The sequence below is a fragment of the Bartonella sp. 11B genome (genome assembly GCF_002022625.1).
In the GTDB taxonomy this organism is placed as follows: domain Bacteria; phylum Pseudomonadota; class Alphaproteobacteria; order Rhizobiales; family Rhizobiaceae; genus Bartonella; species Bartonella rochalimae.
The window spans coordinates 1,266,883-1,289,366 of the sequence record NZ_CP019783.1 but is presented as its reverse complement, the minus strand read 5'-3'; the positions used below and the strand labels follow the sequence as shown (position 1 = coordinate 1,289,366).

Annotated in this window: 21 protein-coding genes; 14 read left to right on the top strand and 7 right to left on the bottom strand. The window is 35.7% G+C overall.

The annotated features are described in order from the left end of the window. Nucleotides 1-56: 56 nt before the first annotated feature. Entirely contained in the window at nucleotides 57-1,844 is a 1,788-nt protein-coding gene (locus Bho11B_RS05560; RefSeq protein WP_078673868.1) for an autotransporter outer membrane beta-barrel domain-containing protein, read from the bottom strand. 337 nt (nucleotides 1,845-2,181) lie between these two features. Here Bho11B_RS05560 and fliF point away from each other — a divergent pair, with 337 nt between their 5' ends. From fliF to fliQ, 14 genes are all read left to right on the top strand, one after another. After that, the gene (gene fliF / locus Bho11B_RS05555; protein ID WP_035007148.1) at nucleotides 2,182-3,846 is read left to right on the top strand and encodes a flagellar basal-body MS-ring/collar protein FliF; all 1,665 of its coding nucleotides are present in this window, start codon (nucleotides 2,182-2,184) and stop codon (nucleotides 3,844-3,846) included. A gap of 21 nt (nucleotides 3,847-3,867) precedes the next feature. Further along, nucleotides 3,868-4,623, top strand: a complete 756-nt coding sequence (locus tag Bho11B_RS05550; protein WP_078673867.1) for a hypothetical protein — start codon at nucleotides 3,868-3,870, stop codon at nucleotides 4,621-4,623. Then, nucleotides 4,620-5,774, top strand: a complete 1,155-nt coding sequence (locus tag Bho11B_RS05545) for a flagellar motor protein MotB (protein WP_078673866.1) — start codon at nucleotides 4,620-4,622, stop codon at nucleotides 5,772-5,774. Before Bho11B_RS05550 ends, Bho11B_RS05545 begins: the two co-directional genes overlap by 4 nt. A 2-nt stretch (nucleotides 5,775-5,776) precedes the next feature. Next, the gene (locus tag Bho11B_RS05540; RefSeq protein WP_245289096.1) at nucleotides 5,777-7,117 is read left to right on the top strand and encodes a chemotaxis protein; all 1,341 of its coding nucleotides are present in this window, start codon (nucleotides 5,777-5,779) and stop codon (nucleotides 7,115-7,117) included. Next, nucleotides 7,101-8,363 carry a flagellar hook-length control protein FliK gene (locus Bho11B_RS05535; protein WP_035007154.1) on the top strand — a complete coding sequence of 421 codons (1,263 nt, stop codon included), beginning with the start codon at nucleotides 7,101-7,103 and terminating at the stop codon, nucleotides 8,361-8,363. The genes Bho11B_RS05540 and Bho11B_RS05535 overlap by 17 nt, the downstream gene beginning before the upstream one ends. Nucleotides 8,364-8,412: 49 nt before the next feature. Next, the gene (locus Bho11B_RS05530) at nucleotides 8,413-8,889 is read left to right on the top strand and encodes a transglycosylase SLT domain-containing protein (protein ID WP_235692234.1); all 477 of its coding nucleotides are present in this window, start codon (nucleotides 8,413-8,415) and stop codon (nucleotides 8,887-8,889) included. 262 nt (nucleotides 8,890-9,151) lie between these two features. Next, nucleotides 9,152-9,847, top strand: coding sequence for a response regulator transcription factor (locus Bho11B_RS05525; protein ID WP_035007156.1), 696 nt, complete (start codon nucleotides 9,152-9,154; stop codon nucleotides 9,845-9,847). A 201-nt stretch (nucleotides 9,848-10,048) separates the two neighbouring features. Next, nucleotides 10,049-11,257: a flagellar hook protein FlgE gene (locus tag Bho11B_RS05520; RefSeq protein WP_035007157.1), complete on the top strand. Its 1,209-nt coding sequence runs from the start codon at nucleotides 10,049-10,051 to the stop codon at nucleotides 11,255-11,257. A 30-nt stretch (nucleotides 11,258-11,287) separates the two neighbouring features. Beyond that, nucleotides 11,288-12,658 (top strand): flagellar hook-associated protein FlgK, encoded by a 1,371-nt coding sequence (flgK, locus tag Bho11B_RS05515; RefSeq protein ID WP_078673865.1) that lies wholly within the window; start codon nucleotides 11,288-11,290, stop codon nucleotides 12,656-12,658. 7 nt (nucleotides 12,659-12,665) lie between these two features. After that, nucleotides 12,666-13,748, top strand: coding sequence for a flagellar hook-associated family protein (locus Bho11B_RS05510; RefSeq protein ID WP_078673864.1), 1,083 nt, complete (start codon nucleotides 12,666-12,668; stop codon nucleotides 13,746-13,748). Between the two features lie 17 nt (nucleotides 13,749-13,765). Beyond that, a complete protein-coding gene (gene flaF / locus Bho11B_RS05505) occupies nucleotides 13,766-14,134 on the top strand; it encodes a flagellar biosynthesis regulator FlaF (RefSeq protein ID WP_035007165.1) in 369 nt (122 codons plus the stop codon). After that, nucleotides 14,131-14,574: a flagellar biosynthesis repressor FlbT gene (flbT, locus tag Bho11B_RS05500; protein ID WP_035007168.1), complete on the top strand. Its 444-nt coding sequence runs from the start codon at nucleotides 14,131-14,133 to the stop codon at nucleotides 14,572-14,574. Before flaF ends, flbT begins: the two co-directional genes overlap by 4 nt. Before the next feature lie 17 nt (nucleotides 14,575-14,591). Beyond that, nucleotides 14,592-15,101 carry a flagellar hook assembly protein FlgD gene (flgD, locus tag Bho11B_RS05495; RefSeq protein WP_035007169.1) on the top strand — a complete coding sequence of 170 codons (510 nt, stop codon included), beginning with the start codon at nucleotides 14,592-14,594 and terminating at the stop codon, nucleotides 15,099-15,101. Nucleotides 15,102-15,104: 3 nt separating this feature from the next. Next, complete coding sequence (gene fliQ, locus Bho11B_RS05490) at nucleotides 15,105-15,371, top strand: flagellar biosynthesis protein FliQ (RefSeq protein ID WP_035007171.1); 267 nt, start codon at nucleotides 15,105-15,107, stop codon at nucleotides 15,369-15,371. A gap of 268 nt (nucleotides 15,372-15,639) precedes the next feature. Here fliQ and Bho11B_RS05485 read toward each other — a convergent pair whose 3' ends face one another. From Bho11B_RS05485 to Bho11B_RS05460, 6 genes are all read right to left on the bottom strand, one after another. After that, entirely contained in the window at nucleotides 15,640-16,002 is a 363-nt protein-coding gene (locus Bho11B_RS05485) for a hypothetical protein (RefSeq protein WP_078673863.1), read from the bottom strand. A gap of 787 nt (nucleotides 16,003-16,789) precedes the next feature. Continuing rightward, nucleotides 16,790-17,548 carry an ABC transporter ATP-binding protein gene (locus Bho11B_RS05480; protein WP_078673862.1) on the bottom strand — a complete coding sequence of 253 codons (759 nt, stop codon included), beginning with the start codon at nucleotides 17,546-17,548 and terminating at the stop codon, nucleotides 16,790-16,792. Continuing rightward, complete coding sequence (locus Bho11B_RS05475; protein WP_078674157.1) at nucleotides 17,545-18,495, bottom strand: iron chelate uptake ABC transporter family permease subunit; 951 nt, start codon at nucleotides 18,493-18,495, stop codon at nucleotides 17,545-17,547. The genes Bho11B_RS05480 and Bho11B_RS05475 overlap by 4 nt, the downstream gene beginning before the upstream one ends. After that, nucleotides 18,488-19,444, bottom strand: coding sequence for an ABC transporter permease (locus tag Bho11B_RS05470; protein WP_078673860.1), 957 nt, complete (start codon nucleotides 19,442-19,444; stop codon nucleotides 18,488-18,490). The genes Bho11B_RS05475 and Bho11B_RS05470 overlap by 8 nt, the downstream gene beginning before the upstream one ends. A gap of 96 nt (nucleotides 19,445-19,540) precedes the next feature. Further along, the gene (locus tag Bho11B_RS05465; protein WP_153300815.1) at nucleotides 19,541-20,461 is read right to left on the bottom strand and encodes a siderophore ABC transporter substrate-binding protein; all 921 of its coding nucleotides are present in this window, start codon (nucleotides 20,459-20,461) and stop codon (nucleotides 19,541-19,543) included. Nucleotides 20,462-21,037: 576 nt separating this feature from the next. Then, nucleotides 21,038-22,351 carry an NAD(P)H-dependent oxidoreductase gene (locus tag Bho11B_RS05460; protein ID WP_035007181.1) on the bottom strand — a complete coding sequence of 438 codons (1,314 nt, stop codon included), beginning with the start codon at nucleotides 22,349-22,351 and terminating at the stop codon, nucleotides 21,038-21,040. Nucleotides 22,352-22,484: the final 133 nt, after the last annotated feature.

Below are 22,484 nucleotides of genomic sequence, written 5' to 3'. Positions count from 1 at the left end.
TAAAAAGGGCAGTATTTTATACTGCCCTTTTTATTGAAACTAATATCAGTATTGTTTTAGAAACGGTAACGTATTCCACCTGAGAGAGAGGTTGCTGATATACCTGCTTTTTGAAGTTTGTGTTGGTGGCTGACATCGCCATACAGTCCAATCTTTTTACTCAATTGCGCATTAATTCCTACCCCACCTTCAACAGAAGTTCCCATAGAATCAAGATTGAAATTATCGATAACTTGTATTGTATTTCTATCAGCAAAAGTTTTGATCACATTTAGTTTTCCATAAAAAGAAATAATATGAGCGTTTTCTGCTGCGGTGACAGTTTTGTTTAAACGTCCACCAATACGAACCAACCATCGGTTAGGATCATTCATATCGATTTCAAGATTATTACCATCTGAAATATTATCAAATATCAAGCGCTGATAAACAAGTTGTGTTTGTGATTCAAAGACCAACCCTTCAACACCAGTTGCAAATTGTTGACCAATAGTTGCAGAGGCGCTCAATGTGTTGACGTCATCCAATTTTGCAATGTCACCAATATCAGCAACTTTAATATTTCCTTTCACACGGCCATAGGAAAAGAGTGTATCAAGGTACAAGTTGTTCTGATGATGTATACTACTAAAGGCTGAAATTGACCACTTATCAAGTGTGCTCTTGGCAGCACCTTCCATGTCTTTTGGAGTGAAAGATACTTGTCCATAAGAGCCTAACAAGCCGAAGTTTGTTGTGGTACTTTGATTTTCCAGAACACCTAACGCGACCCTTAATTGTAGAGCACTGTAGCGAAGATCAGCTCCATAACCATATTCCATAGCAGTATGTTTGGATGATAAAGTTGCTGTATTGCCATAAGAAGATAAGAAGAAAGCATTTTTCTTATTGTTATCATTTTCCAATGACATAGCCCGGAGATTGGATAAGGATGCATTTTGCTGATTGATATCAGAGAAACCAGCAGAGAATAAAACATTTGGCATCACCAAATAACTGGCCATTTGTGGGACCAGAGCTTTCACCTTTGATTTAGGGTCGAGATAGGCATTTCGCAAACGGAAATCCCAATATGGCTGATATAGAGCAAACATACTTTGATTATGGTTACGACGAGAATGCTCAGGAGCATAGACAGCAAGAATATATTTATAAGGAGAATTATTTATTGTGGTATAGCCATTTGCCAATTTAAAGGAGTCTTTATTTGCTATTCCAGAAACTTGGATGAGTGAGATACCACTTTTATTATAGACAAGTGGGGTACCACTTCTGTCAGGAATAGGAGCACTTTTTGGTTTCTTCTTTCCCTTGATACTGTTGACATAAATTGTCGTTGTTCCTGAAACACTACCATTAATTACAAGTTGGTCTGTTTCTTGATCTCTTATTGCAAGCGCGCTACTATATTTTGTATTGAAGTGAATTTTTGCATTGCCTGTTGCATTATAGACTTTTGATAAGGAAGGCGTACTTCGTTGAGATGCACCTCTCTCTTCATTTCGCTCTGTAGTTGGTAAGGGACCTACATATAATATCTGATATTGATCATCTGTTGGTTTGTCAAAAATAATGGTACTGTCATTGAGATTAATGGTAGAAAAAGTGGAGCGTAGTTGATCAGTAACAGGTAAATCCTGACTTGCATTTTGCTCTTCTCCCTCTGTTTCCCTTTTATTAATTCTGAGTGTCCATACTGTACCATTATTCAGATTAAGGGCTGTGTTCTCATTTCCTGTAGGTATGGAATCACTCTGTGGAGCAGCATATAGAGAATTACCACTTAAAAAATGAAAGAATACAGTACTTATAAGCGTATACCGCAATAGGTAATTTTTGTACATTCTAAAGGACCTTTGAAAAAGTTTACGATTTTCAATAAAATGACCGGCGATTACCAGCGATTATATGGCAAGAATATGTCTACATGATGGCGCAATGTATTATGCACAGTATTATTGTGTTATTTAGAATAGATAAAGATGGCATGATAGCGAAATATTACCTTTAAATAAATCTATGATATAAGCATATCATGGGTTTTCTATCAAAAACAGGCATCATTTTCACGCAAGTTTTGTTTTTTATGATTTAAGCAGTAGGAGTAGGAAAACAGTTGTTTAACAGCTGTTTTCTTTGTTTTACGCGAGATTGTCTTTTCAATAATAATGGTGCAAATCTATGCTTGATAAATTTTTGGCTTTTCTTTCTTCTTCTGGAAATGCGCTTCATAAACTAGGAGTAAAGCGCCTTATTGCGCTTGGTATGGTTGGATTAACTTTGTTTGGAACAATTTTGTTTTCTAGCTTTTATTTAACGCGTCCTATTTATGAAATACTTTATGTTGGTCTTTCACGTGATGATGTGAATCGAATGGGAATGGCGTTGGGTGAAGCAGGGATTGCTTTTGATGTTTCTTCTGATGGTAGTACTGTTCAGGTTCCTGTGGGGCAAGCAGAGCAAGCACGAATGTTTCTTGCCGAAAAAGGACTACCAACATCAAATAATGCTGGATATGAATTGTTCGATAATATGGGATCTTTAGGGCTTACGTCTTTTATGCAAGAAATTACACGCCAACGTGCTTTAGAAGGTGAAATCGCACGGACGATTCAAGCTGTACAAGGTGTAAAGGCAGCACGTGTCCATATTGTTTTACCAGATAAAGGATCATTTCGTAAGGCTAACCAGAAGCCTACTGCTTCTGTTGTAATTCGCACTAATAGTGGTTTTGCAGTTGAATTTGCTCAGTCTATTCGTCAATTAGTAGCGGCAGCTGTTCCTTCACTTGAAGCAAGCTCAGTGACAGTAATGGACACACGTGGACAGTTGCTTGCATCTGGAGTGGATGCAATGAATGGAGCTTCGATGATGATGGCATCTCTTGAGCAACAGGTTGCTTCGCAAATTGATGCGAATATTCGTAAACAATTGGTTCCTTATCTTGGTCTTGATCATTTTCAAACTAGTGTACAAGTTGTTTTAGATACAGATCGTCGTCAGACAAATGAGACCGTTTTTGATCCAGAATCACAGGTTGTGCGTTCCGTGCGTTCCGTGCGTGATCAAGCTGATAGCCAAAATAACCGTAATAGTGATGCTGTCGGCGTAGAACAAAATATTCCGCAAGAAGAAATTGCTAATGGTGGTGGAGAAAGATCAACCGATAAAAAAGATCGCCGTGAAGAGATTACTAATTATGAAATTAACTCTAAGACTATTTCTACAGTTAGTGATGGTTATAGTGTGAAGAAATTAGCTGTTGCTATCGTGGTAGATCGTGCGCGTTTGGTTCTTCCAGATGGTACAAAACCAACCTCTGAAAATGCTCTTAATGATGAAGTAAATCGTATCCAGCAGATGGTGGCAACGGCAGCAGGACTTGATCCAAAACGCGGAGATATCATTAATGTTACAGCCGTCGATTTCGTTGGTAATTCTGAGGCTGATATGGCACCTGTTCAAGAGCCTCTTTGGAAATCATTGTCACGTTATACATCTGGTTTGATCAATGGAGTTGCTTTAGTAATTGCTGTTTTCTTGATTTTATTCTTAGGGGTACGTCCTTTGATGCGGGAAATGCGGGAAGGAAAAAAGGCACTTGAAAACAGTGAAAATGCTGTAGCTGGTCTTGGAAATATACCTGCTTTAGAACACCAATATCAAGATAATGCAGAATTTGGTGGCGTTACAGGCACAAATAATGATACACTTCACAATTTACGCAATCGTATGCGTGTTCCACCACAGAATCGTCTTGAGCAAATGATTGCAATGGATGAAGAACGTTTTGCTGGAGTTTTGCGTGAATGGGTCCATGATACTGACACAACTGTGGCTGTATAGATTTGTAAAGTGAAACGTTAAATGGAAGTGATAAATAGAATGGAACAAACAGGTGGAAAATTTGAAAAACAGGTAAGTCTTCCCTTATCTTCTTTTCTGAGTGATTTTTCATCCCGCTACATTTCTGCTGGAGATATAGAGGTTTTGCCTTCTGATGATGAAAGCGAACTCATGTATAATAATGAGAAGCAGAAAGACTGTTCATTATCTGATACTAAACCTTCAGAAGAATATATGGAAGAAATATTATCTTTCCCTTCTGAAGGGGTTGTTGATGTTGAAGTAGCTCGAAAAGAAGCTTTTGATCAAGCTGTGCAAGAGGTAACAGAAAAATTGCAAAAACAGTTTGAAGAAGAAAAGAAATGTTTGGAAGAAGAGCATGCAAAAGCTATTGAAGCGGCTAAACAAAGTATGGTTGAATCGCTAGGAGCCAATGTACAGCGTCAATTAACAAAAGAATTTTCTGATTTGCGTCAAGAAATTTCTCGAGAGATTGCACAGGTTCTTTCCGTATTTATTGGTGAAAAAATTACAGAAGAAGCACTTCAGGAATTTGCTACAAAAATATTAGATCAGGCTCTTTCTGCAGGGAAACCTTTAGTTCTTGAGGGGAATGAAAAATTATTTGAACAGCTCAAAAAACAGCGTGATTTTGATTCATCTCAATTTGAATTTCAACCGACCAAAAGTACAGAGTTACGTTTACATCGTGGTGAAATGGTTATTGCTACACAGCTTACTCCATTGCTGACGACGTTGAAGGAGTTGATACAATGAAATCTGAAGACCAACAATCTTCTTCTGAAATTATTATTGTTCGTCGTGGGCAACATGGAGATCATGATGATCATCATGGTGGTGTTTGGAAAATTGCTTATGCTGATTTTATGACAGCAATGATGGCGCTTTTTCTCGTCTTGTGGCTTGTTAACGTCCAGGATGATGAGACAAAGGAAGCCATCGCAAACTATTTTAATCCAATCAAACTTGTAGATCCCCAAACAAGTAATCGGGGTATTCAACACAAAGATATTGAACAAGATAAAAAAAGTTCTCTTGATCAAGAGCGTAGAGATGATGATCAGTCAGAAAAGTCAAATGCTATGGAGGAAACAGAGTTAATGCATAATCCTTATCCTGGATTGGAAAAAATTGTTCAATCAGAACACCACGCAAAAAATCCTTCCGAGCAGCAGTTTGAAAAAGGGGATCTTGTAGGGCAGGGAGTTGGTGATTCTCAAGAAAATTTACAACTAGGAACAGAGCATCATGATCCTTTTTCTCCGCATTATTGGAGAGAAAATATTGATTTTTCTCAAAAAAGAAAAGACCAAAAGCAAAAAACGTTGGTAAAAGAATCTATACAAGAAAATAATTCTTCTGAGAATTCTCGTGCTCTTGCACAAGAATTAACGGATTTTATAGAGGGGGAAAACAGCAATATATTGGCTCATGTGAAGCCGATTAAAGAAGGCGTTATGATTGAATTAATGGATCAGCCAAAATATGAAATGTTTAAAGTTGGCTTATCTGTTCCAACAGCGCGGACTATTGATTTAATTAGTAGTATGGCAGGAATTATTGCGAAATATCAAGGGGATGTCGTGATTAGTGGGCATACTGATGCACGTCCTTATCGTAGTGCTGTTTATGATAATTGGCAACTTTCAACAGCACGTGCACAGATGGCTTATTATATGTTGGTGCGTGGTGGCTTTGATGAGAAACGAATTTTGCGTGTTGAAGGTTATGCAGATCGGGATTTGAAAAATAAAAAGGATCCATATGCTGCTGAAAACCGGCGTATATCTATTTTTATACGAGATCCAAAGACTGAAGAAGTACAGGAAAAATCGGCAGTAGAGAAGTCTTCTTCGCAAAAGATTATACAAGACAAGTCAGTTCTTGAAAAGGAAAAAACACCATGATTATGAAAAAGGCATACTCTGTCTATTTTTTATCTTTTGTGGTCTTTATTCAAGGAATTTTTATACAAGAGGGTAGAGCTTTTTTACAAAAGATAGAAAGAGATTCTCAGGACATTTTTATCGCACAGGTAGAGCGTGAAATTAAAGAGCCCTCTATGTTATCAAAAACTATTGTCTCTGAGCCAGTACATCTTGTGCGTTCTTTACAAAATTTACAAGATAAAATTATATCAGGACAAGAGGAAGAACTGCAAAAACAACTGCAACTTTTGGGAGAAATTGGCGATAAATTTTTAACTTTTGATGCTAGTGTTTGGAAAGATAAGAACAATCTTTATGCTTTATTGATTTATCTTTTTAATGGTGGAAATCCTCGAGTAGTGCAAAGCATTTTAGAGAAATATGGAAAGGGAGTGATTTCAGAGAATGTAATGGATGGTGCTTTGGCTTATGCATCTCATAAAAAAACTACTTTTTTAAAGACATATACACAATTAACTGAAGAAGATATTCGATCTATTCCTCCTGCTTTATTTGCGTCTGTTGTACTTTCTACGGTTGTTAATATCATAGAAAAAGATCCTGCTTTAGCTTTGAAACAATTAGATCAAGTAAGGCTTTTTGCTCCGGGAACTTTATTTGAAGAGGGTGCTATTCGTCGAGAATTAAAAGTTGCATCAATGCTTGGTGAGATAGATCTTTTGGCTTTATTAATTCGTCATTATGTGCATCGTTTTTGGAAATCACCTTATGCTTATGACTTTTGGCATGAGTTTATTCCTGCTGTATTGCGGCTTGATGAAAAATTAAGTATTGATCAATTGGAAGCATTGCTTGCTTATGCACCGACAAAGGTGCAGTTTATGGCATATATGGCAGTGAGCCGTGCTGCGTTAATTGATGCACGTATGGAAAAAGCAAAACTCAGTGCTCAGAAAGCTTTGACATTAGCACATGAAATCGGTGTAGATGATACATCTGTGCGTTTGTATTACGCTATGAGTCTTTCTGGTTCAATCGCTGCACAAGAAGCTCTACAGATGATACAAAATATCATCTACAAAGATTTATCAGAGAAAGATCGTTTTTTATTTATTGCTGCACAAGCTGTTGCGCAAAGAGTCGTTTCTTTTCCATTGGATGTTCTGAAAGAGAAAAACACACAAATTGCATCACAACTGCAAAGTCATAAAGAATTGAAGTTAACCTTAGAAAAAGATGATAAACAAAAAAATACAGCATCTCTTATAGAAGCAGAAATGAAGCAATTTATTCAACATACACAAGAAAAGATAAATGAAATCGACCAATTATTAGGATACAAAAATGATGATAAGCGCTGATGGATTGTGCGGTTTTCTTTCTGTACAAATGGCTACAATAAATAAAACTACAGCAGATAAAGTTGCAGTTCAATCAGAAGATTGTGCGGATAATCAATTACCTAAAACATTTGATACGTTACTTAAACAAAGTAAATTTGAGCAAGATAAAAATTTTCATGAAGATTCTTCGCTTATACATAGGGTGAAAGAAGCTTTAGAAGAATCCGTAAAACAGACAATTCTAGATGAGGGTGCAGAGTATTTAAATAAAGGACAGGATCCTTTAGCTAAAGTTATAGAGTCGGAAATATCAGAAGAAATTGTGGAACAAAATGTAATTAAAGCTTTTGAGAAAAAATTGCAAAAAGCCAAGCATGGTTATCTTGGTAATAAAGAAAATATGTCTTTTCAAAATTTTTTGAATCCACTTTATTTGGCACAGAGGTTTGTAAAGCAAGAAAAAATTGGAGAAAAAATTAGTGAACATGTAAAACATGGGAGCATTACAGCTTCTATAAATGGTGATGTACAAAATCAGTGGGTTGCAGATATTCAAAAAGAATGTGCTATTGAAGACAAGGTTCAAATTAAAGCAGTTGACAAACATTTTCTCACACACCCAAAAATGCCACAGTATAGTATACAAAATTTTGCACATGAAAGTGAATCCTTGACACTACGTGTGGGGATGGAGATAGAAAGAACTCAATCTCTCAAGAATTTAGAAATAGGCAATAGGCTTATTCTTCAAGAAGAAAAACCTGATTTTATGATGCAGTTAAGTGGTGTTGATATTACGTGTAATAAAAAAGTTGGGGATGTAAGGATTTTGCATTTAAAACTTACACCTGTGGAGCTTGGGACAGTTGATGCTAAAGTGAGAATGACTGCGCAAGGGCTTCATATTGAATTATGTACTCAACATCGCGAAACAGCGCGCCTTTTAATCAGCAATCAGCAGATGTTATCATATGTTTTAGAAAAGGCACATGTTCATGATAGTGGTCATTTATTAATTAGTATTGTGGATAAAAGTTCTCAAGTTATTCAACAAAATCAATCTTTGCAAATGGAGCAAAGATTAGAGCAAGATAATAGTGGACAGCATTTTAATGGTCAACGTCAAGCGTTTGGTGATAATGAACAGAATGGAAAAAATGAATCAAAGCAATTTTTCAAGCAATTTCCGTTATCAGATGCAACATTTTTGGATATTCCTTTTGAAGATATTTCTTCACGCATTTCTTATCGGTTGGTCGTCTAGCATTATAGTATTGAATTACGCGGTAGCTGAGAATATTTGTGAAGCAGAAATGATTACGGCTTCTAAGCGCTATAATGTACCATTAGGTATCTTATATGCAGTTGGGCTAACAGAAACAGGCCATAAAGAATCGCTCCAACCTTATGCATTAAATATTGATGGCAAGGCTGTTTTTGCAAAAAACCAAGCGGAAGCTTTACATATCTTTAAAAATGCTAAACGCTCTGGAGCTAAATTCATTGATGTAGGTTGTATGCAAATTAATCATTATTACCACGGTAAGAATTTTTTTTCTGTTGTAGAAATGTTAAAACCTCGTCTTAATGTTGATTATGCTGCGCGTTTTTTAAAAAAATTATACGAAAAAGAAGGCAGCTGGACTATGGCAGTTGCACGCTACCATGCAGGGCCTAATAATGATCCAGCTCAAAAGGGCTATGTGTGTCGTGTTATGCGTAACATGATTGCTAGCGGTTTTGGTCGATGGACTCCTAATTCTCAAGCTTTTTGTAAAGGAGCCTTATGAATCATTATGACAAAAATAGTAAATTATTTTGATAAAAAAATGAAAATTTGTTTCATTTTGAGATGATATTAATTTTTGTAACAACCTATAGGTGTTTTTTGTGTCAAAAAACACAACCAAAAATAGTAATCGCGTCTTTATAGATAATAAATCGTAAAAATAACTTGTGTTTTTAAAAATTAAAGTTGTATAAATTTAGCAATATGTAGATTTCCTGCGTATACATTTTAAATTTTAGTTCTAAATTGCTGAGTGAGTGCTTATGATTGTTGTAGTAGATGACCGTAAATTGGTAACAGATGGCTATGCTACCTTATTTTCTCGCGAAGGAGTTGCTGCAACAGGCTTAGCCCCTTCAGATTTTAGTCAGTGGATTTCAACAGCTTCACATAATGAGATATCTTCACTTGAAGCAGTTCTTTTAGGAAAATGTGAAAACCAAATCGAATTACCAAAAAAAATTCGAAATTACAGCTCGACTCCAATTTTAGCTCTAACAGAAACAAACATTTTGGATCATACAATAGAACTTTTTCAATCAGGTATCGATGATGTAATCCGCAAACCAATCCACGTCCGCGAAATTCTAGCGCGAATCGCTGCTATCCGCAGACGAATTGGAAATGATATACGAGGAGCAAATACCGCAGTCGAAGTTGGCCCTATTAGCGTCTTCAACGATGGACGTGACCCACAAATCAATGGAGTAAATCTACCTCTTCCACGCAGGGAACGCCGTATTCTCGAATACTTAATAGCAAACGCAGGAAAACGTGTTAATAAAACACAAATATTCAATGCGGTATACGGAATCTTTGATGAAACAATAGAAGAGAACGTTGTAGAAAGCCACATTAGTAAACTTCGCAAGAAACTAAAAGCAAAACTCAACTACGACATTATAGATTCGAAAAGATTCCTTGGTTACAGCTTACAAATTAAAAATCAATTAGATTAAATTTGTATATAATTCCTCCACTTTTAAAATAAAACACCTAATATTAACACTCTAATTCAAAACCAATACAAACCCACTAAAAACAAATTATGTTTTTTTTATGATCATATAATTTATTTTTGTAAAAACATTTAAGCAAAAGCTTCACACAAGGAAGTTTATTTATAGTAGTGTTATAAGCTAAAGATCATAGGAGATGATATGGGTATTTACGGAATGATGCGTACTGGTGTTTCTGGTATGAACGCTCAAGGAACGCGGCTTTCTGGTGTAGCTGACAATGTCGCTAATGCTGGTACAATTGGATATAAACGTACGAATGTCCAGTTTTCTAATTATGTAACGCCTTCAGGACAATATGCTTACGTTTCTGGCGGAGTGAAGAGTCATATTGGTCATGATATTTCGATTGGTGGTCCAGCGCGTGCAACAGGTCGTTCTGGTGATACAATGATTCACGGAAATGGCTTTTTTCGTGTAGCAGATGAAAATGGAAAAGAATTTTTAACGCGTGCAGGGTCTTTTGTACGCGATAAGGATGGGTATCTTCGCAATACTGCAGGATATTATCTTTTAAATGAAGATGGAGAAAAGATCCAAATTAAAGGCGGTCCAACCGATTTATTCGGCCCTGAAGCGACGACGAAAATTGATTTTAAAGTAAACTTTAATCCGAGTGCAAAGGTTGTTGAGCCGAAGGATGGTAAAATTGATCCTGAGAAACCTGAAACTTATAGTCAGAAAAAATCAATGACGACTTATGACAGTCAAGGTAAAAAGGTTCAGGTTGATTTCTATATGAGAAAAACTGCTGAAAATAAGTGGGTTGTTGATGCTTATTCTGACGGGAAAAAAGTTGGTTCTACAGAGTTTAACTTTGATAAAGAAGGAAATCTTATAGCGCCTACAAAAGAATTTAAGTTAACATTGCCAGATAGTGAGGGGAATACTTTTGAGGTCAATGTTAATTTTGGCGGGGTGGGGGCAGATTCCCTGGTGACCCAAAAGGGCAATTTATTTGCTTTTGAAGGGGAAGCAGATGGTATGGAGTCGGGTGCCTTTGATGGTTTCACCTTTGGTAAAAATGGTGAAATTGAGGTTATGTATTCCAATCAAAAAACGCGGACAATTGGGTATATAGGTGTTACGACTGTGGCTTCACCAGACAGTTTGACTTTTTTAGGTGGGACTGTTTTTGAAACTAATAGTCAGACGGGGCCTCAAATGATGGGGCGTCCTGGTGATGGTGTCTTTGGTACTCTATCTTCTGGTTATTTGGAGGATTCAAACGTTGATATGGGCGATGAACTGACAGATATGATTGAGGCGCAACGGAATTATACAGCGAATTCCAAAGTATTTCAGACGGGTTCGGAGTTGATGGATGTTATTGTTAATTTGAAACGATAATGTAAACACAATCAAAAAGGGGATAAGATTATGTCGCTTAACTTAGCACTTAATTCAGCCCGAAACTCGTTAAAAGCGACTACAGGTCGACTTGATACTGTTTCGCGTAATGTTGTAAAAGCAGGAGATCCGAATTATACGCGTCGCACTTCATATTTAGAATCGGGGCCGGGGGGAGCGGTTCATGTTGTTGTACGTCGTGATGGTGATATCCATTTATTGAATAATTATTTGGTTAAAGCAAGCGAGGCTGCTGCTGCTGGCAGTCTTTCTAATGGGCTGAATCGTTTATCTGATATTTATGGATCGGATCGATTTTCAAATTCACCTTCTAAATTGCTTGGTGAATTTCAAAAAGCACTTCAATTGTATGCGAATGATCCACAACAGCGTTCTAATGGAGATGCAGCAGTCGATCGTGCTCGTGATTTAGCCAAAGGGTTGAATGCAGGAAGTCGTGAAATTGAAAAGTCATATAATGATGTGAATAGTGATATTCAAGATTCTGTTGATTACATTAATGATTTATTGCAAAAATTTCATGAGCTTGATCAGTTGGTAGCGCGGGAGAGAAATGCAAATCGGGATGATAGTGTTTATATGGATCAAAGAGATGCTATTTTAAAAGAGTTGTCTCAAGAAATCGGTATCAATACAGTTAATCATTCTGATGGAACAATGTCCATTTATGGTATGGATGGCAGTACTTTATACGATAAAATGCCACGGACAGTATCATTTCAATTCAGCACTTCTTTGCCATCTGGTATTTCTGGAAAACAGATTTTCATTGATGGTGTCCCTTTAGGTCATTCATCCTTTATTGATCCTAATGGAGGTGGTAATCTCGGTGGTTTATTGAAGCTACGTGATGATATTATACCACAATATCAAAAGCAGTTAGACGAAATAGCAAATGCTTTGATGCAGGTGTTTCCTGGTCCTCCTTCTTTATTTTTAGATGGAGAGCAGCCTAGTGGTCAGATCGGTGCTCTTGAGGGTTTAGCAGGAAGGATACAACTTAATCCTATATTTGACAGCAAAACAGAAGGTGGTGGTCCAGAACATTTTGGTGATAAACTTCAAGAATTAGTAGATTCTTTTAATGAGAAACAAAAATTTGGAACGGGTACAGGTTTGGATCTAGAGCAGTCAATTATGGATTTTGGTAAAAACTCAGTAGGCTGGCTTCAAGGTTTGCGGTCAAACGCAGATAAAGAAGCTAGATATAAAGGCACAATGTTTTTGCATGCTGCTGAGGCATTATCCAATGCAACGGGTGTCAATACAGATGATGAATTAGCCTTGATGTTGCAATTAGAGCAGACATATGGAGCAACCTCTCGTATTATTAGTACGGTTGGTAAAATGCTAGATGATCTTCTAGCAGCAGTTAGGTAGGTGTAAAGTGAGAGTTCCTTCAATTTCGACATATGTTTTAAACAATGCAAGGCGTAATCTAATTTCTGAGGGGAAGTCTGATTTGATGAAGGCTGGCTATGAAATGGCTACTGGACAGGTGTATGATCCAGGTCTTACATTGGGGCGTAAAACAGGACGCTTAATGGATATTGAGAATCAGATGAGTTATCTCGAAGGTTATAGTACAAGCAATAAACTTCTTTCATTGAGATTATCTTCTGTGCAGGCTGCGATTCAAAGTTTAATTGCGTCAGGTGATAAAGAATCAACGCCAGGGTCATTGGTTGTTTTTAATAATATGCTTGTCGGTGATGCAGGAAATGCGGCACCATCTGCAGCGCAAGCTGTTGCCCAAAATGCTTTGAGTGCATTTATTTCAGCTTTAAATACTAATTTTAATGGTGAATATATATTTGGTGGGACAAATACGAGTGAACCACCGTTAAAGTTTTATAAAGTAGGTGGTGAAACGGGTCCCAGTAAAATTGTGCACGAAGCGTTTGAGAATTTTCTAAATGGCAGAAAACCAGAAGATCTCACCAGTGAAGAGATGGAAGAATTTATTGATGGGCCTTTTAGTGATTTATTTAATGAAGAGAATTTTAAGGAATTTTTTTCAAATGCTAAGGATGGTTCTACTGAGAAGCATATTGCACCCAATGGTGATAAGGTAGATGTTGCAGTAAGTGCTAATGATAAAGGTTTTCGCGATGCTATGAAAAATCTGATTTTAGTCGCAGAATTTGGTGATATCGGTTTATCAAAAGAAGCACAAGAAAGTCTTTTTTCAAGAGCGCGAGTGTCTGCTGACAATACATCTACAAGTAGTGTTGTGGATGAAATTACTGCAACAGCTTCTAGAGTAGGAAGTACAGAAACAAGGGTTAAAGCGGCTACGCACCAAATTGAAACTCAAGTAGGCCTTCTTAAAGGAGCACAAATTGATATGATTGGTGTCGATGCGGCAGAGGTCGCTCAAAAAGTCAAAGCTTTGGAGGCTATGTTAGAGGCTTCTTATACTTTGACAGATATGATAAGGCGATTAAGTCTTATTAATTATTTAAAATAAAGAGGTTTAGCTGTTTAATGTATCAAATGCGATATGAAGATGTCATGGAAGATGATGCAATGAGCGCACGTGAGCGCGAACGATTTTTATTTGATCGTTGTATCAAGCTGCTTTTAGCTGCAAAAGCCAAAGGTCCTGGTTCTTGTGAAGCTAAGGATGCAGTTCAGTTTGCCCGAAAGCTTTGGGTTATTCTTATTGAAGATCTTGGGCAAGCAGCAAATGCTTTACCACAGGCATTGAAAGCTTCTCTTATTTCTATTGGTTTTTTTATTTTAAAAGAAATTCAGAAATTAGATGAAGGAGAGATTACTGATTTTGATGTTCTTGTTGAGATCTCTGAATCTATTCGTGATGGTTTGGCAGAAAATGCGGAGATATATGAATGAGCAAAAAAACAATCCGTTTGACACTCAAACCAAATGAAAGAATCTTTCTTAATGGTGCTGTATTACGGGTGGATCGTAAAGTAACTTTTGAATTATTAAATGATGCAACTTTTCTTTTAGAAGGGCATGTTTTACAAGTTGAAGATACTGATACTCCTCTTAAACAGCTTTATTTTTCTGCTCAGCTTGTGTTGATTAATCCAAGCGAAGCGGAGAAAGCATTAACTGTGTTTGTTAATCTGTTAAAAAAGTTACTTCAAACCTTTACTGATTGTGACCTTTTGAAAGGCTTAAAGGAGTGTATTTATTTAACTGAGCAAAATAAAATTTTTGAGGTATTAAAAGTTCTTCGTAGTTTGTTTCAGAAAGAAGCACAGATTATGGGTAAAATATCCTCACCAAATACGACAAGTATAAGTGTAAGACAAGTTGGAATGTAACGTTAACGAGGTGTGATATGGCATTGGACGCGGTTAGTGCTCCTAGAAGTTATTCTCAAGATGATGGTGGACAGCCGGAGATGGCTGGAGCAAAGAAGAATGCAGATTATGATATGTTTATAAAGTTGTTGGTAGCACAGATGAAAAATCAAGATCCAACAAAACCTATGGATTCAACAGAATTTGTATCGCAATTAGCAAGTTTTTCATCTGTTGAACAAGCTATAAAAATGAATGAAACACTTTCCCAGATGCTTTCTAATGGATTAATCAACGGAGCAGAGGGGTATGTCGGTAAATATATACAATTTACAGATGAAAAAGATAAAGTTATTGAAGGATATGTGGTTTCTATTGATATTTATAGTGATGGGATAGTTGCGACATTGGACAATGGTGAAAAAGTTGTTATTGGCCCAGGTGTTAAGGTTATGACTGAAAAACCTGATGTAGAGGGTGAGAAACCTGGCGAAAATGGTGAGAAACCTGAAGCTGATGGTCATAAATCTTATGTTGGTAGGTTCTAGAGTATGAATGAAGCTGATGCTATTGATATGGTAACAGCAGCTATATGGACTATTTTAACTGCTAGTGGTCCAGCAGTTTTTGCTGCAATGTCTGCAGGTATTATTATTGCTTTATTTCAAGCTTTAACACAAATTCAGGAAATGACGCTGACATTTATTCCAAAAATTATTATTATTTTTTTAGTGTTAGCATTTACAGCTCCGTTTGTTGGAGGGCAGATTTATGCTTTCACACAATTAGTTTATAATCGAATAGAAACGGGATTTTAGAAGTTTTTGTTAACAGTATATCACAAGATACTAGAATATTTTTATATTTGCATACGTAAAACTATTAACTGATAAGCTTTCTTATATAAGCTAAATTATTATATTTAATGCATAAATAAATGTAATATCATTGAAATTTTTGGGAAAATTCCCTGTAAAATGCACATTAAATTTTAAGAAAAGCCCTTTTTGCTTTTATAAATAATAATTATTTACTTCACACTAATTGTTTTAGTTCAATTATCATTCTGCAAATTTCATATCTATTTTATGCAGCACTTTCTTTCTCTATCGCAATTAATTTCCCATCTGCTTTTTGTGCTGTAGGCAGCTCTTCTTTCTTTACCATTTCACGTTGTTGCATCGGTTGATACTTATATTCTTCTTCAGCATTTAAAAAGAAAAAGTTATCATTGTCTGTGACTGGTTTCATTATTTCCTGACGGATAAGCTCATTAATATGTGCAAGCATATCAGAAATATTTGCTGAAAGAGGATAATGAGGCATGGGTTCAACAATAGGAGCCATTTTTGTAAGTTTTTGAGTTTGTTGCACTTCATTTTTAGAAAAGGCTATTTGTGGCATTAATGCTGCAAAGTGCATTGTTGAAGCAACTCCCCTCGGTTTCATAATCACTACCCCTCGTTACATTAACTACTCAATGACTCGCAAGAATAATCGACTTTTTTTATAAAATCAAGCTGCTAATAGGTATTCCTTATATTTAATTCAAGAGCTTAATTTGTAGACAGCTTTTTAGAAAAGCGAGTGTTAATAATTGATCGTACTTATATATAGGAAAAATATATATAAATAAGATGCTTAGATAAAGAAAAACTGAATTTTCATTTTATATAATTTTTTTCTGAATATTTCTCATTTATAGAATAGGATTATTCAAATCTGTTTTATAGACTTATCAAAATTATTTTGAAATGTTTTTTTGAAAGCTATTCTTTGTAAGACACTAAAATAAATAAAATTTTCTTTGTTAAAATCCAGTATATTAAGAGCTCCTTTTTTCATTTTATAAATATTTAAGGTTATGTAGCATTAGTTTCTTTTTATAAAAAATGACTGAATTAGAATTGTCTTACGTACACTTGTTTTGTTTTTTGTAACACTATCTTCTGTTTTTGAAATAATAATTAGCAGACTCTTTGAAATTGTGTTGCTACTTTCTTGTCATTAGAGTTGATATTTTAATGATTAGCAATCAGGATCGAGGCAAAATTAGTTAGATAAAGAAAAAAGGATCAAGTTTTGAATGTAGAGTATAAATCACTAAATTTTATTAATTTTTTCAGAACTTAGATTATACCAAGATTGATGGTATCAGAGTCTACTATTATTCAATATTCAAATTTTACTTTTTGTAGAAAATTTTGAAGAGTATGCAAGTGCTAAAGACGAGTTTTTATTGGTAATAAAGAGCAATAGGTACATCATTGATGGTTGTTACTTGAATATCCATATCATAAATGTCTTTAAGAATTTTAGGCTGGATAATTTCTTTTGGACTCCCACAATAAATAGCTTTACCATTTTTGATTGCTACAATCAAATCTGAATAATATGAGGCAAAATTAATATCATGCATAACAAGAAGAATGGTTTTTTTTAATTCATTGGCTGTGCGGCGCAGTTGCTTCATCATTGAAACGGAATGTTTCATGTCGAGGTTGTTCAATGGTTCATCTAATAAAAAATAGTCAGTATTTTGACAAATGACCATTGCAATAAAAGCACGTTGACGTTGTCCTCCAGAAAGTTCATCTAAAAAGCGCATTTCTAAGTTTTCTAAACCAAGATATTTAATAGCACTGTCAATAAACTGTTTATCTTCATTGTTATACCGACCTTTAGAATAAGGATAGCGCCCAAAGCTTACTAAATCACGAACTGTTAGACGGACAGGTAAAGGATTATCTTGACGTAAAAGTGAAAGTTTTTTAGCTAAAATATCGTGTGGTGTCGTTTGAATATCAAAGCCATCGACATTAATTGTACCTTTAGTAATTGGCAGAAGGCGTCTAATCATCATCAAAAGAGTTGATTTTCCTGAACCATTAGGGCCAATAAGAGAAATAATTCCTCCCTCTGGTAAATGAAGGCATAAATTATCAATAACCTTCCTAGCTCCATAGGTTTTGGAAAGATGATTGATTTCAATCATTTTAATTGTCCCTTCATCAATAGAGTTAAGAAGACGATACCACCAAAAAATTCAATAATAAAACTTAGTCGTCCTCCCATATTCAAGATTTGTTCTAAAATAAATTGTCCGCTTACTAAAGAAATTATAGCTAGTAATATGGCAATGGGGACAACAACATGGTGTTTTTTTTGAGGTGAGAGTTCATAAGAAAGATTAGCGACTAATAGTCCAAAAAAAGTGACTGGCCCAACAAGTGCTGTAGAAATCGATACAAGAATAGAGATGAAAATAAGGATAGTTGTAGCACTTTTGTGATAATCAACACCAAGATTAACAGCAATTTCACGTCCAAGAGAAAGAACATCAAGTAAGTGGCATAAACGCCAACCGAGCAAGCTTACGATAAAAACAATGATTGTAGCAAAGCCAATTAATGATGTATTGAATTTATTAAAATTTGCAAACATAATATCTGTTAAATTCATCATTTGATCTGGATTCAGTTGTAATTGCATAAACATGCGTAAGCTGAAAAAAAATCCACCAAAAACAACACCGATCAATAAAGTAAGATGAAGACCTTGAATGTTTCCTGAAAATAACCAGCGAAAGAGGCTTGTTGAAAAAATAATAAGAATAATAGCTTCAAGAATTAATTGCCCTTCCTCACTGAGGAATGGTAAAGAAAGAGAGTCGAGAAAATAAAGAATAACGGTTTTGATTAAAATATAAAGCTGATCAAATCCCATGATTGAAGGTGTCAAAAGACGATTATTAACGACTGTTTGAAATAAAACAGTAGAAACAGCAATTGTATAAGCAATGAGAAGAAGAGAAACAAGTTTTGCGAAACGAAATTTCCAAGTAAAAGTAGTTATATTCCATAGCATATAAAGACTAATCATGATACACGCTATTATGATCAGCCTTGTCAATATCATTATAGTCGCTTTTTTTCTATCCAAGACGCTGTCTCCAGTGTAAAAGCAGTATGATAAAAATAAAGCTACCAATAACACCCATTACAGTACTGATAGGAATTTCAAAATCGTGATGAAGGACCCGTCCTAAAAGATCACAGATTAATACTAATCCAGCTCCACTAATCATCACCCAAGGAGCACTATGACGCATATTGTCCCCCATGAAATTTGAGATGAGATTTGGAATAATCAATCCGATAAAAGGAATACGGCCAACTGTACAAGTGGTCAAAGCGGTAATTGATGCAACGATAAAGAGCCCAAAAAACATAACAGTACGGTAATTAAGGCCAAGATTATTGGTTAAATCTTCTCCAAGGCCAGCTACGGTGAAGCGATGAGCAGCAAAATAAGCAAGAACGCATAAGGGAAAAGACAGCCATAAAAGTTCATATTTCCCATCAATAATCATTGAAAAACTACCAAATAAATGAGCTTGAAGGGATGGAAGAAGCATTTCATGGTCAGCAATAGCATTTGTTAGGGAATTAATAACATATCCCAGCATGATTCCTATGAGTGGTACAATGAGAACAGATTTTAAAGGAATCTTGTATAATAAAAACATAAAAATCAACGTACCAATCATTGCAAAAGCTGTGGAAACGGCCATTTTTCCAAGTACAGATATGTCAGGAATAAAAATCATGACGAAAAGAATGCCGAGTGACGCGGATTCAACTGTTCCAGCTGTTGAAGGTTCAACAAAACGGTTACGTGTTAACAATTGCATAATCATTCCTGAGAGAGCAAGTGACATACCCGTCAAGAGTACTGCAATTGTTCGGGGAAGACGCGTTTGCCAAAAAAGAAGCCACGCTTTTAAGTTGCCTGATAATAAATCAGCGAGTGTCATATCAGAATAGCCAACAAAAATACTACAAGCAGAAAGTACTGCAATGATCGCTATGGCTATCCAATAATTTATCACATCAAATTCTTTAAAAAAAAATAACAGAAGCTCTTTGTATAACAGCTTCTGTTATTAAATCTTATTTTTATAACGAGCAAGCTATTTTAACTGTTTTTATTTACTTTCTGCGAAAGCTTTGCTGATTTGCTTTGTTGCTTCGTTAAGTCCAGTTAAGCCGCCACTTGCACGATACCAGCTCCAAGAATCTAGGTAAATAATCTGATTTTTTTTCCCAGCAGTTGTGCGGTGAACAAGTTCATTGTTTAACAACTCTGCTGCAGATTTTCCTTCCCGTCCAATTGCTGCATCGCGATCAATAACTAGTAACCAATCAGGATTGGTTTCAAGAATGAACTCAGGAGAAATAGGTTGACCATGTTTGTGCACAACTATCTTATCAGTTGCAGCAGCAATTCCAAAGTCAGTATGAATAATATCTATACGTGACTTTGGACCCAAAGCATTTATTTTTCCACCTGAAGTCATTAGAACGAGGCCCGTTCCTTTTTCCTGCGTATTTTTACGAACCATTGCTAAATTTTCTTTGAACGTTGCAATTTCTTGTTCTGCTTCTTTTTCTTTACCAAAAATTTTTCCAAGAATGGTAACATTCCGTTCAATATTTTGGAGAGCATTTTCATACCCTACTGTCAGATCAATCGTTGGAGCGATTTTGGATAAGTCTTGATATTTAGATTTCGTTCTTGAAGAAATAATAATAAGGTCAGGCTGGAAAGCAGCGATTTTCTCATAATTAGGTTCAAAGAAAGTACCTATTTTCTCATATTTTGCATCATCGAAATGTTGCAAATATATGGGTTTTTTTCCTTCAGGAACACCAACAACAGCATTAATGCCTAAACGATTTACATTATCGAGTGATGCAAGATCAAAAAATACAACCTTTTTGGGATTGTTAGGAACAGAAGTCGTGCCTGAAGCGTGCTCAACCGTTAGATTTGCGCACGCAGTAGTTATAAAGCTCATTATTACAGTTAAAATAGAAACTGCCCGTATTAGACGTTTAACAATCATTATTTTGTCCTTTTCTTTTAAAAACACTTTTAAGATCAAGATCCTTATATCGAATTTTTCTACATAATAAATATACAGTAAGAACACACTATGTTATCAAAATGATTTAAGATACGTACTGTTTAGTGTATAATGCAGTGCCAATCAAGAATTAAATTTATTTTGTGTTTTTCGTATTATACACACTTTTTGGGGTAGTTTGCAAAAAATTATTAAGTGAGCTGATAAAGCATATTTATAATTTTTTATTTTTTCGCAAAAATTATTCTTTTCCTTTTATCTCATATAATTTTGAGTGTGTTACGCAAAGCGAATTTGAAGCTTATTTGAAAAAAGAATGAAGGTTTATAAGATTATTTATAATTTTATTTCTTTTGTTGATTAAAGCTTATTAATATTTTCGTTCTTTTAAAAAAATGAGCGATTAAAAGAGTTTGCGATTATTAAATGCTTTGGCTTAAAAAGATGAGCGCTGTTTTTCTTTTTTAACCTAAGAGGTGATTTCGTTTCTTTTTCTATTTATCTAGAGTGTTTTATGCAGTTTAGTGCAAAGTATGGTTTATGCGAGGAGGATATTCAACGCAGTAAGAGGTCTTGTTTATTGCGTAGACGTGCAATCCATTGATTTTCGCGAATAGTTGTATTGTATATTGTAATGAGTTCATTCTTTTTAATTGTGGCTGTAACAGTTGCTTTTTCTAACAGTCCGCAAGGAATAGCTTGATGAGCACGTGCTTCTTCAACGCTCATGATCCAAGCACGGTAGCTGTAAAGACCTATAAAATCTAATTGTTCACCAGGGTGTAAATCTTTTTTAGCAATGGCACAAACCTCTGCTACTGGGTAGTGAAGTGGTGCCATATCTGTTTTTCCATATAACATAATGCGCGCGCAGGTAAGCGGAATTTCCATTGCAGTTAAGTGATAGGGACGGTGAAAGGTAAAATAAGGTCCTTGACCGATTTTTAAATCTTCCATACGTTCACGCAAACGTGGATGCGTTATTTCTGCAATGACGAAAACACCAGGGGCAACTCCTTCACCTATTGAATAATCTACAACACCGCATCTGTTTAAAATACCACCATCTTGTTTTGGAATAAGTACTTTATTTAAATCTTTGAGTGCAGCTTTAGGACCGTGCATTCCTGGGCAATCAGGAAGGAGTCCTGTTGCATTAGCAATTGCTGCCATTTCAACCATTGTTTTGGACCCATCGATAAATTCAACCAACATTCGAACATTCATGTTGCGCCGTTTGGCTTCTTCTTCGTAAGCATCAGGGGTAGCATCTAAAATGAGTGGATTATTTTTTCCTTTACCTACTGCAACAATTTTATGACCAAGTGCTGAAACAAATTCAATGAGTTCCATACAAGATGTCGGTTCATCACCGGCACCAAGTGTATAAATAAGACCTCGTTTATCTGCTTCATATTTGAGATAAGCACCAATCGTAACATCCGCTTCCACATTCATCATGACAAGATGTTTATTGTTACTAAGTGCTTTGTAACCAATTTCTGCTCCTGCTTCAGGATGTCCTGTCGCATCGACAATAATGTCAATTTGTTCATGGCGTAAAACAAGGTCTAAATCATTTGTAGCAGCAATCAGGCCTTTTTCAATAGTTTTGGTTAAAGCAGTAGTGTTTTCAACTTCACGTACATGCCCTTCTTCTCCATAGGCTAATGCAGCAGCATCAAAAATACGCGATGGTGTGCGGGTTGCAACAGCTGCGATTGTTATGCCATCTATCTGTGTAATACTCGATAATAAATCTGTTCCCATTTCACCACAACCAATTAATCCAATACGAATGGGGTTATGGGTCTCTGCATGCTGTTTTAAATCACGCGCTAAACCTGTTAGGTTTATGTTGCTGGTCATTGTTGTTTCCTATTTGAATTTTTCTTTAAGAAAACATTTTATTATTAATAAATGCGCTTATCGATGAGATATTTAGGATTTATATTGTTGATGCTCTAAACAATAGCTTTTATAAAAGCAAGAGGGAAGGCAT

Coding starts and splice junctions, on each gene's coding strand:
- Bho11B_RS05560 (WP_078673868.1), bottom strand. CDS start 1,844: ATGTACAAAAATTACCTATTGCGGTATACGCTTATAAGTACTGTATTC.
- fliF (WP_035007148.1), top strand. CDS start 2,182: ATGCTTGATAAATTTTTGGCTTTTCTTTCTTCTTCTGGAAATGCGCTT.
- Bho11B_RS05550 (WP_078673867.1), top strand. CDS start 3,868: ATGGAAGTGATAAATAGAATGGAACAAACAGGTGGAAAATTTGAAAAA.
- Bho11B_RS05545 (WP_078673866.1), top strand. CDS start 4,620: ATGAAATCTGAAGACCAACAATCTTCTTCTGAAATTATTATTGTTCGT.
- Bho11B_RS05540 (WP_245289096.1), top strand. CDS start 5,777: ATGAAAAAGGCATACTCTGTCTATTTTTTATCTTTTGTGGTCTTTATT.
- Bho11B_RS05535 (WP_035007154.1), top strand. CDS start 7,101: ATGATGATAAGCGCTGATGGATTGTGCGGTTTTCTTTCTGTACAAATG.
- Bho11B_RS05530 (WP_235692234.1), top strand. CDS start 8,413: ATGATTACGGCTTCTAAGCGCTATAATGTACCATTAGGTATCTTATAT.
- Bho11B_RS05525 (WP_035007156.1), top strand. CDS start 9,152: ATGATTGTTGTAGTAGATGACCGTAAATTGGTAACAGATGGCTATGCT.
- Bho11B_RS05520 (WP_035007157.1), top strand. CDS start 10,049: ATGGGTATTTACGGAATGATGCGTACTGGTGTTTCTGGTATGAACGCT.
- flgK (WP_078673865.1), top strand. CDS start 11,288: ATGTCGCTTAACTTAGCACTTAATTCAGCCCGAAACTCGTTAAAAGCG.
- flaF (WP_035007165.1), top strand. CDS start 13,766: ATGTATCAAATGCGATATGAAGATGTCATGGAAGATGATGCAATGAGC.
- flbT (WP_035007168.1), top strand. CDS start 14,131: ATGAGCAAAAAAACAATCCGTTTGACACTCAAACCAAATGAAAGAATC.
- flgD (WP_035007169.1), top strand. CDS start 14,592: ATGGCATTGGACGCGGTTAGTGCTCCTAGAAGTTATTCTCAAGATGAT.
- fliQ (WP_035007171.1), top strand. CDS start 15,105: ATGAATGAAGCTGATGCTATTGATATGGTAACAGCAGCTATATGGACT.
- Bho11B_RS05485 (WP_078673863.1), bottom strand. CDS start 16,002: ATGAAACCGAGGGGAGTTGCTTCAACAATGCACTTTGCAGCATTAATG.
- Bho11B_RS05480 (WP_078673862.1), bottom strand. CDS start 17,548: ATGATTGAAATCAATCATCTTTCCAAAACCTATGGAGCTAGGAAGGTT.
- Bho11B_RS05465 (WP_153300815.1), bottom strand. CDS start 20,461: ATGATTGTTAAACGTCTAATACGGGCAGTTTCTATTTTAACTGTAATA.
- Bho11B_RS05460 (WP_035007181.1), bottom strand. CDS start 22,351: ATGACCAGCAACATAAACCTAACAGGTTTAGCGCGTGATTTAAAACAG.